The organism is candidate division TA06 bacterium, assembly GCA_016208585.1.
Classification (GTDB): Bacteria; Edwardsbacteria; AC1; order AC1; family EtOH8; genus UBA5202.
Map to the genome: position 1 here is coordinate 1 of JACQXR010000055.1, position 10,242 is coordinate 10,242.

A 10,242-nucleotide genomic window follows, 5' to 3' on the forward strand; every position below is an offset into this window, starting at 1 on the left:
CTATCGCAAGCTTCTTGTCCGATTTGAAAAAAAGACATCAAGCCATCTGGGCTTGTTGATGTTGGCTTGTGCATCAATCGTTTTTCGACAGGTAATAATTATTTACGGATAAGCTCTTAGTATAATAACTGGCCTGTTGGCAAATTCGAATATCGAATCAGTAGCGTCCGGTTGTTTTTACAAGAAAATTGTAGAATACAGATGGGGCAATGGTCTTAGAGGTTTCATCATGTAATCGATTTGAATTCAGGCTCAAAAATCACCCATTGATTCGCAAGGACTTATACCACGAAAAACGCCATTTTCCATAATAACCGGACAGTAGTGATATCGAATATCGAATCCGCCGCAGGCGGACCAAACAAATCCGAAGCCATCAATTTCAGAAATCAGAAAACGCCAAAAACCGGGTCTTTTGGTAAAACTTGTGGTGAGCCTGCCGAACCATTAGCATTTGTCCCGCAATATCGGGGTCCCGCCAACCTGCTTGCCCCGTTGTGGCGGTGGTCCGCCGTAGTAGAAACGAAGGAGGAAGGCGGTGATTTTGGATTTTAATATTCGGATTTGCTCAACTTTGGCTTTTGCCAAGGTTGAGCAATAATTCTTCTTGCAAAACGCGCCATTAGCTCAGCTGGTAGAGCAGCTGACTCTTAATCAGCGGGTCAAAGGTTCGAGTCCTTTATGGCGCACCAGTTTTAAGATTCCAAAGCACAGCATACGGACTGTGCTTTTTTACCGCTTGACAAACAGCATATTTATTGGTATCTTTAAACCAAGGAAGCAATAATAGGGGGCGACACTTCGATTCGATACGTAAAGCAAGGGGTTGTTCTCAGTGCGGGAAAGTAATCAAATAAAGGGGGGCGTCCTTCGGAAGCAAAGCAAGCAAGAAGTTCTCAGGATGACGGAGTAATAATAAAAGGGGGGCGACAGGTTTCGACGGTAAAGAAAGGGTTTAAGTGGCATGCCGAGAAAGTCAGAGGGCTCGTTAAAATACTGGCAAAGCCATAATTGGCACTTACAACTACGCTCTGGCAGCTTAATTTTAGCTGCCATGTCGTTGTAGATCCCCGCCTATCGGATTTATAAACGGCATCGCAATGATGGGCTGGTCAGGAACGCCCGGCCCGGGCATTTCTGATGAGACTTTCGGGCTGCTCCCTGAAAGGACCGTGTTTGTGCGGGCTTTTTAGGGAAAAGATCAAAACACAAAATAAGCATGTAGAGGCTTAGGTTTTTCCCTTATCGGACGTGGGTTCAATTCCCACCGCCTCCACCATATTGGCACCAGAGCTTGGCAATAGCCCCGCCAACGGCGGGGCACCATACCAGACCAAACAGTCGCTCCGCAATTGCGGGGCGACTGTTTGGTCATAAAAACTGTTGGCAAAAGCGATGATCGGGTTTATCCTTTGCGGGTGAAAAAACTGAAAATATTTATCAGTAGCGTCCGGTTGTTTTTACAAGAAAATTGTAGAATGCAGATGGGGCAATGGTCTTAGAGGTTTCATCATGTAATCGATTTGAATTCAGGCTCAAAAATCACCCATTGATTCGCAAGGACTTATACCACGAAACCGTTTTTGGCTTTTCTTTTTGCTTGTAATTAACGCTTAAATTATATACAATTAAACCGGTAAACACTAAATCCTAAACAAATACAAAAATATCATAATTTCTAACAGATTGGTACTTTGAAATTACAGTTTCGGGTTTGTTTAGGATTTCGGTATTAAAATTTAGGGTTTTCAGGACGTATGTTAGCGCCATTATTCACAGTGAAGAAAATTAGAAACAAGGGCCAGGGGCTTTTTGCCAACAAGTTCATCCCCCGGGGAACAATAGTGTTCTTCGAGTGCCGCAATTGCCAAGTGACCCCCAACTCCCGGTTCCAGAAACTATCCCCCGGTCAGAAGAAAAAGCTTTTGTTCCATGCCTACACCGTCAAGGACGGCTTGGTGGTGATGCCCTGCGGCGATTCCAAGTACATGAACCACTGCTGCGACTCCAACATCTTAGACACCGGGAAGGGATACGATATTGTGGTCCGGGACATCAAAAAAGGCCAGGAAGCCACCTGCGACTACCGGGTCTTTTACGATAAAGAGTGGGGATTCAAATGCGCCTGCGGCTCGCCTAACTGCTGCGGCATCTTACGCTGCCGGCACCCCCTGCCCAGAGGAGTGCGGGCCTTATGGGATAAAAAGCTCAAGCCGGCCCAAAAGCTGGTCAAAAAAGTATCCCAGCTGCTGAAGGAAGAGCTGATAAAACATGACCCCAAGTTCAAAAGGTTGTTTATCGCCAAATAAATCAAATCCCTATTTTGCCACATAAAACCTGTCCTGAGTGCCACACCGAGTTTATCGAAGTGTTAAATCGAATGGGCACAAAAAACGCAAAACCTTTTTCTCATTTTAATCATTTGGCTCTTTATGACATTTAGAATTTTGTGTCCCCTTTGGCGCTGCTCAGGGCAAGCTTTTGTGGTTAAGCAATTATGAAACGACCATGATATTAAACATAAAAGTCGTCTCCAACGCCAAACAGGAAAAAATGGTGAAAGAGGACCAACGCTACAAGGTTTACCTTTGCGCGCCGGCGGTGGAGAGCAAGGCTAACCAAAAGTTAGTGGAGTTCCTGGCCGCGCATTTCAAGGTCAAAAAGTCGGCCGTTGCCATTCTGCGGGGCCAGACCTCGCGGCTTAAAATAGTGGAGATAAAAACGGAATGAAGATCATCAATTATTCCCGGATAATACTGCTGAGCCTTACCTTGCTGGATGCCGGTTTCATCCTGCTTTGCGGGTTCATCATGCAAAGCCCGGCACTGGTTATAAAACTTCTGGGCACATTGATCCTATTCACCGCTACCCTGGGGGCGGCTCTGATCAGCCGGGAGTGGGTGCGCCCTTCACAGATCCAGTTACAGGACAATGATGTGATCATACAATGGAACAACTGGGAACTGCGGGGCCGGATGATAGAGAAACAAATTGTAGGACAAAAGCCAAAATGCTTAAGGCTTAAAGTTGCGGGCCATAAAATAATAATATATCCGGTGGGGCCGATGTTCATTCTGGCCGGGCTTTTAGCCGAACCTTTAAGGCAGCGCCTGCCCCGGCTGCTGGACCGGACATATTATTACAACCGCGAAAAACTGGCCTCGCAATTGTCTTCGGGTACGGAAACCAACGAGGCCCTATTGGAAATTCCGGTAATACTATTGGGAAAACGAAAGGTGAAAAAATGGCTTGGATAAAAAACATTTTCCACTGGGCCAAACCCCTGTCACCCGGGCTATATCACTACCGGGGACAGCAGGGCGTCCAGTACTTCCGGCTGCACCTGCGGATCAAGCCTGCTGCCAGGGAAGCGCTGGTGATCAACGCCTCCAAAATCCTCCACCTGAACCAGACCGCAGCCGAGCTGGCCAAGCACATCATAGAAGGCGATGATGCCAAAACTGCGGCCGAGCAGATGGGCAGCGATATCGGGGGGTCAAGCCGGCCGGGCTGGAAAATGATTTCAATCATCTCAAACAAAAGATATTCGCCCTGGCCTTCACCGACGACATCTGTCCGGTGACCTATCTGGACATCAACCGGATCGAGCTTTTCGAGACCCCGGTCAGCGCGACCTACCGGATGGATCTGGCCCTGACCTACCAGTGCAACAACGCCTGCAAGCACTGTTACCTGCCCAAGGACAGGATGCCCGGAAAGCTTACAACCCAACAATGGAAGCAGGCTTTATCCAAAATATGGGAGATAGGCATACCCCAGGTCTGCTTCACCGGGGGCGAGGCCACCCTAAGGCCGGACCTGGTAGAACTGATCGCCTCTGCCGAGGAAACCGGCCTGATAACAGGTCTTTTGACCAACGGCCGTAAATTGAAGGATAAAAAGTTGGTCAAACAAATGACCGAGGCCGGCCTCGATCATTTCCAGATCACCCTGGAGTCGCATCTGGCCTCGGTCCACGACAAAATGGTGGGCAGCAAAGGGGCTTTTGAGGATACGGTCAAAGCCATCAAGAATGCGGCGGCCTCGCCGGTCTGCACCATTACCAACACCACCCTGATCAAGCTCAACGCCAAAGGCATGGAAAAGACCGTTGAGTTCCTTAAAAAACTGGGGATCACCACCATGGCCTGCAACAGGCTGATCTACTCCGGCCAGGGCGCTTCCTGCGGACTATGCTTCAAGGAAGCGGAGCTGGTCCCATTGATGGAGCGAATCCGTAACCAGGCCCAGCGTCTGGGGCTCAAGCTGATCTGGTACCCGCCCACCCAGTACTGCCAGCTGGACCCGGTCGGCCTGGAGCTGGGGGTGAAAACCTGCACCGCGGCCCGCTATAATATGCGCGTGGAACCGGATGGCAGCGTCATCCCCTGCCAGAGCTATTTCGCGCCGCTGGGGAATATCCTGACCGACAAGTGGGAGGTAATCTGGAATGCCAAGCCGGCGGTGGATATTCGTAACAAAGCCCATATTATGGACAAGTGCAAGAAGCGCCGAAAACTCCCGCTGTGCGGCAGGGGATGCCCGATATACAATACGCAGAACGAAGTGCTATGCGTGGACAGCAAATCCAACGGGTAGGTGGGTATATCAGGAAGTTACTTAAAACCTATCATAACTATAATCCCCGGCGAAAATAAAAAAGGTGCGATGTTTATCGCACCTTTTTTATTAAAGACCGATTATTGCTTAAGCCAAAGCTTCCAGCGCGGTGGACCTCCGCCCCAGCTCTTTCAACACCGCCAAGCCCGAGGCCTGCTCCATCCGCCGCTTGACGTCCCTGAAATCGGTCTGGTCCAGATAGATCATCCGGTAGGCGGCCACGGCCGCGGCGTAATTGCCCAGATACTCGTAACACTGCCCCAGCAGGTAGCAGACATCCATCTGGAAACGGTTGAAGGGATGCTCGGACAAGGGCACGGCCCGCAATACTTCCAATGCTGAAACCGCCTCGCCCCGGCCCAGGAAAGCCCGGGCCAGCAAAAGCAACCGGCGTCCGGCGGTCTCCTTGCTCTGTGGCTTGAAAGCCAGCAGGCTGACGGCGGTATCATGCTTGCCCACCCCTAAAAGCTTGCCGGCCAGATCAAGTTTCCGGAACTCGTCGTCCGGGGCCTCCTGCAGAGCCTGAGATGACTTGTCCACCTCCACCTGCATCCGGCGCATATTGAACCGGCGCATGGCCCGGAATACCTCGTCGGCGTCGGGATTCAGCTGCCGCACCTGATTCATTATCTCTTCGGCCTTGTCCTCCTGGCGCAGGGCCAGATAGCTTTCGGCCAGGAAGAAAAGGACCCTCATCTTGCGCTCGGGGTCTTCCACCATTTTCACGGCCCCGGAAAGCAGATCCCTGGCCTGGGGGAATTTTCCCATTTCAAAATATATTATTCCCAGGGCTTCGTATATTTCCGGCAGATCGCTATGCTGGGCCATCATCCTTTCGATGGCGGCGGCGGCCGCGGTGCGGCGGGAGGGATCCAGTTCTGAAACCCTGACCAGCCCCGCGATGGATGCCTTGAGGTCCCCCGATTCGGCCAAAAGCCGGGACTTGAAAAATAGGATCTCGGCCTGATTGGGGTGTTGTTCTAAAATGTGATCCAAAGACCCCAATACCCTGGCCCGGTCCTCGGGCCGCGCCTTGACGACGGCTTCGTATTCCGCCAGGGCCAGATCATAACGGCCGGTCCGGCACTGGAGTTCGGCCAAGAGGTAGCGGGCCGGCGCCACTTGTGGGAACTGGTCGATGATGGCCTGCAGCCTGACGGCCACCTCGGCCGATTGCTCTTCCGAGATCTCCAGTATCTGCCGCAGCATGTCAACGCTCTGTTCCGCAGCATTCCGCTGGGCATAAATCCTAGCCAGCAGGTAAAGCCCGGCGATATTTTCCTTGTCCCGCTGCAGAACCTGGCGCAGCAGGCCGATGGCCGGCTCGGCCAACGTCGCTTCCCGGGACAAGGCCTGTTCGATCAGTGCCACTGCTTCATCCAGAGTATTTTGTACCACCAGCGATTTGGCCAGCGCCATTTTTACCTGGGGCTGGTCCGGGTTTTTGCTTAACATCTGCCGGTAAAAGGCCGCCACCTGGTCGGCGATCTCCGGGGCCAACTCCAGGGCCTGGCTTAGGGCTGAGGCGGCCGGACCGTAATTCTGTAGCACCATATTGATCTGGGCATCGGCTACCAGAGCCCGGTGATTAGCCGGGTCGGCGGTTTGGATATCCTTGATGTCCGCCAAAATCTTTTCGGCCCAGCGCGGCTCCCGCTGGGTCACAAACAGAAGTTCATCCAGGGATCGGTCATATTTCTTAAGATGCAGCAGAACCTTGGCCTGGGCGTAATGGCCGGGCAGGCTGGTGTCGTCTATCTCCAGCAGTTTTTTCAAATTCAGCAAGGCCTCTTCCGAGAGGGCGCCGTCCAGTTCCGAGGCCTTCATCAATCCGCCGCCGGCCTTGGTCAACTCGCCTTTTTCCAGATAGATCTGTCCCAGCCGCAGATAGGCCTTGGCCGAGCCGGCTCCGGGCCATTTAGCCGCGATGGCATTGGCCTGGTCAAAGGCCTTGTCCAAAAGGCGCTGCTGGTATAGAAGTTCCATCTGTAAAATCTGCAATTGCAGGTCGTCGGGCTGCTGCCGCAATAGCTCTTGCAGTTTTAAACTGACCTGGGGCAACAGGGATTTGTCGCTGGCGGCGGCCGCCAACAGGGCGGCGGCCATGGGTGCCGGCTCGGCGTCGCGCTGGTGCAGTTCCGCCAGGGTCAATTGCAATTGTCCGGATTGGGGAAATTCCCGGGCCAGTTCCATCAGGGAATCCTTGGCCAGCCGGGAAAGCTCCGGTTGCTGGTGAAGCTGCAGGAACAGGGCTGCCGCCGCCTGCTGCTCGCCCGACCGGGCCCAGGCCGCGGCCTTGACCAGATGAATGACGGGCAGGTCCTGGCCCTGCTGTTCCAGATTCTGGCAAATCTTGGCCAGACCCTGGTTGAACCGGGGATCGGCTTGGGGCGAGGCGGAATCCAACAGCGGCAGAAACTCCGGCCAGCTTAAAGGGTTTCTTTTACCCAGCTCGGCTCCCAGCATGACAGCTTCCGCCAGTTTGTTGTTTTTTATCAGCGCTTCTATCAGCGGGGAAGCCAGGGACTGGTCAAACTCTTTAGCCAGCAGGCCCTGCATTTTGGACAAAGATTTTTCCAGCCATTCGCCCCCCAGGCCTGCCAGATACTGGTAAACCCTGGCCGCTTTCAGCGTTTCCGGGCGCAAAAGATAGCATTCGGCCAGAAACTCCAGGGCCAAAGGCTGATCCAGATTTTTCTGCAGCAACCCGTTGAGTTTTTCCAGGGCCAAATCCACCAGGGTGGCATCCTTGGAGACCATGTCCCTCAGCGACTTTACCACCTGGTCGGTTTGCCCGGCCGCGGAATAGGCGTCTATGATGCGGGTGGCAGCCTCAAAATTCCCCGGGGATTTTTCCAGTATCTGATGATAACGGTCCAGTACCTGGGACAAAAGTTCCGGGGCCAGTTCGGCCACCCGGGCCAAGGAGGTCATGGCCAGATCGGGCTTTAAGGCCTCCAGGGCGCAATCTCCCATAAACATGAAGCCATCGGTGTTCTGCGGATCCAGTTTCAGTATCTCCCGCAGCTGGGCTAAGATCGTTTCCCGGTGCCGCTGATCCAGTTTCCACAGCCTTTTGGCGGCTTCCAGTCCGGGCAAAGCCTGCTGCTTTTTCAGGTAGAGCTGAATGATCAGGGCCAGGGCGCCGGTGTTATCAGGTTCTTTTTCTAAAAAGTTCTTTAACCGGTCTATCACCGGCTGCGGGTCCTGGACCTTGGCCGCTTCGGAATAAAGCTCCAGTGCTTTATCGCGCTGGCCGGTCTGGATCAGCACATCGCCGTAGCGCATGGCCACTTCGGTCACTCCGGCCCCGGTGGCGGCGATCTGGAAGGCGGCTTCGTTGACAGGGGGATATTCGTCCGGAGACTGGGCCGCCGCGTCCAACAGATCAAAAGCCGGCCGGGGCTGGCCCTTGCGGTAATAAAGCAGGGCCAGGCTTAAAAATACTCCCATGTCCTTAGCCCTGGTCCCGGCCGGTTTGGCCGGACCCCGATAGCGGTCCAGAGATTCCTTGACCTTGCCGTAGCGCGAAAGCATGGCATCGATGTCCCGGTCGGGCAGGGTTTTGAGTATTTTGACGGCCGGCTCGATATTGCGCCGGGAGATGTTCATCTCAAAAGCCAGGTCCCCCAGGTCGGACGAGCGGTTCCCGTTGTAAAAAAGTTCCTCGGCCGATTCCAGCACTTCCTTGGAGCGGGCCGGGGCCAGACTGATGGCGTTCTTTAAGGCGGAAGCGGCGTCCCGGCCCTTTTCGTCGGCCTGGTGGGCTCCGGCCAGCGCCAGCAGCAGTTCAAAGTCCTCGGTATTGTTCTTGAGCCCCGAGGCCAACAGCTCGGCCGCCTTGCCGGGCTTGCCCTCGGCTCGCAGCTTATCGGCCTTCTGCAATATCTGCTCTTTGGAAAGCAGAAAAAAATCGGCTAAAGGAGACATAGCACAGCAACTCCGAAAAGAGTGAAATTTAGCATTTTATTAACGGCTTCAAACAAAAGGGTAACATTTAAACTTATAACACAAGCATATTTTAAAGTCAAGGATAAATCGCTGGTTAAATCAGCTGGTTAAATCGCTGGTTTATTGAAAAACAAATATGATCCGGTCAGATCAATCCCAGCTCTTTGCCGGCGGTCCTGAATTCTTCCAGCACCCGGTCCAATTGGGCCTCGGTGTGGGCGGCCGAAAAACTGGTGCGGATCATCTCCCGGCCTTCGGGCACGGCCGGGGCAATCACCGGGTTGGCGAAAACGCCGTGAGCCATCAAGCGCTTCCATAGGGCAAAGGCCTTTTCCCGCGAGCCGATCATCAGCGGGATAATGGGGGTGCAGGCCGAGCCGGTGTCGTAGCCGAGTTCCTTAAAGCCTTTAAGCATTTTGTCGGTATTATGCCAGAGGCGGGTCAGCAGTTCCGGCTCCTGCTGCAGCACGTCCACCGCCGCCGAGACGGCCGCAGTCAACGCCGGGGGCAGGGCGGCCGAGAAGATCATGCTCCGGGCAAAATGCTTGATGTAGTCTATCACCTCAAAGTCGCCGGCCACCACCCCGCCGATGGCGGCGAAACTCTTGGAGAAGGTGCCCATTATCAGATCGGTTTCCTGCTCCAGGTCAAAATGCTCGGCGGTGCCCCGGCCATGGGCTCCCAGCACTCCCAGGGCGTGGGCGTCGTCCACCAGCACCCGGGTCCCATATTTTTGGCAGACCTTGACGATATTAGGCAGGTCGGCAATGTCGCCCTCCATGCTGTAAATGCCGTCCACGATCACCATCTTTCCCTTGTTGTGACCCAAGCCGTGCAGCACCCGGTCCAGACTGTACGTGTCGTTGTGTTGGAAGCGCCGCATCATGGAATAGGAAAGGCGGCAGCCGTCCAGGATCGAGGCATGGTCGTATTTGTCGGTGATCAGGATATCGTCCTTGGTTCCCAGACAGGAGATGACGCCCAGGTTGGTCTGCATCCCGGTGGAAAAGACCAGGGCCGCCGGCTTGTTCAGGAACTTGGCCAGCTTGGTTTCCAGCTGGTTGTGCATGTCCAGGGTGCCGGTCAAAAAGCGGGAGCCGGTGCAGCCGGTACCGAATTTCTCCACCGCTTTGATGGCGGCTTCCTTGACCCTGGGATGAGTGGTCAGCCCCAGATAGTTGTTGGAGCCGATCATTATCATCTTCTGGCCGTCAATGATCACCTCGGGCTCCTGGGCTGAGGAAAGGGGGTGAAAATAGGGATACAGCCCGGCTTCCCGGGCATCCCGGGCATCGGTGAAATCAACGCATTTTTTGAAGATATCCATTAAAGATCTCTGAAATTTACAAGATTGTAAACTTTAATTATACTAAAAAACCAAAAGCATAGCAAGGAAAAATCCCTTCAGGGGAGGATTGGTGAATAGAAAAGCGGTTGACAAAAGAGGTTTTTTTAGGTTATAATTAAAAGATACCAGGGACTAACAGGTTTTATGTCCCTGATGCTGTTTTTAAGACTCAATGAATATTCACTGGGGGATCGTCCAACGGCAGGACACATGGCTCTGGACCATGGTATCGGGGTTCGAATCCCTGTCCCCCAGCCATAATAAAAAGCGACCGGGGCCTAAGCCACGGTCGTTTTTTCAGTTGGCTCGGTTAGTCTTCGCCT

Annotated in this window: 7 protein-coding genes, 2 tRNA genes and 1 other RNA gene; 8 read left to right on the forward strand and 2 right to left on the reverse strand. The window is 53.5% G+C overall.

Translation table 11 applies throughout. The features are described 5' to 3' along the window. The first annotated feature begins 616 nt into the window (after positions 1-616). The 7 genes from HY768_04540 (at position 617) to HY768_04570 (ending at position 4,599) form a co-directional block, all read left to right on the forward strand. Positions 617-692 (forward strand) — tRNA-Lys (locus HY768_04540). Between the two features lie 230 nt (positions 693-922). Beyond that, positions 923-1,279, forward strand: a transfer-messenger RNA (tmRNA) gene (gene ssrA / locus HY768_04545). A gap of 499 nt (positions 1,280-1,778) precedes the next feature. After that, positions 1,779-2,309, forward strand: a complete 531-nt coding sequence (locus HY768_04550) for an SET domain-containing protein (protein ID MBI4726484.1) — start codon at positions 1,779-1,781, stop codon at positions 2,307-2,309. 199 nt (positions 2,310-2,508) lie between these two features. Further along, on the forward strand, positions 2,509-2,730 hold the full coding sequence (locus HY768_04555; protein ID MBI4726485.1) for a DUF167 domain-containing protein: 222 nt from the start codon (positions 2,509-2,511) through the stop codon (positions 2,728-2,730). Further along, positions 2,727-3,257, forward strand: a complete 531-nt coding sequence (locus HY768_04560) for a hypothetical protein (GenBank protein ID MBI4726486.1) — start codon at positions 2,727-2,729, stop codon at positions 3,255-3,257. Before HY768_04555 ends, HY768_04560 begins: the two co-directional genes overlap by 4 nt. Next, positions 3,245-3,583, forward strand: coding sequence for a hypothetical protein (locus HY768_04565; GenBank protein ID MBI4726487.1), 339 nt, complete (start codon positions 3,245-3,247; stop codon positions 3,581-3,583). Before HY768_04560 ends, HY768_04565 begins: the two co-directional genes overlap by 13 nt. Further along, positions 3,580-4,599 (forward strand): radical SAM protein, encoded by a 1,020-nt coding sequence (locus tag HY768_04570; GenBank protein ID MBI4726488.1) that lies wholly within the window; start codon positions 3,580-3,582, stop codon positions 4,597-4,599. Before HY768_04565 ends, HY768_04570 begins: the two co-directional genes overlap by 4 nt. A 108-nt stretch (positions 4,600-4,707) precedes the next feature. Here the strand turns inward: HY768_04570 and HY768_04575 are convergent, their stop codons facing one another. After that, a complete protein-coding gene (locus HY768_04575; protein MBI4726489.1) occupies positions 4,708-8,550 on the reverse strand; it encodes a tetratricopeptide repeat protein in 3,843 nt (1,280 codons plus the stop codon). A gap of 166 nt (positions 8,551-8,716) precedes the next feature. Beyond that, the gene (locus tag HY768_04580; protein ID MBI4726490.1) at positions 8,717-9,898 is read right to left on the reverse strand and encodes a pyridoxal phosphate-dependent aminotransferase family protein; all 1,182 of its coding nucleotides are present in this window, start codon (positions 9,896-9,898) and stop codon (positions 8,717-8,719) included. A 205-nt stretch (positions 9,899-10,103) separates the two neighbouring features. On the opposite strand from HY768_04580, the gene HY768_04585 reads away from it, so the two are divergent. Next, positions 10,104-10,177: transfer RNA gene (locus HY768_04585), tRNA-Gln, on the forward strand. The last annotated feature ends 65 nt before the right edge of the window (positions 10,178-10,242 follow it).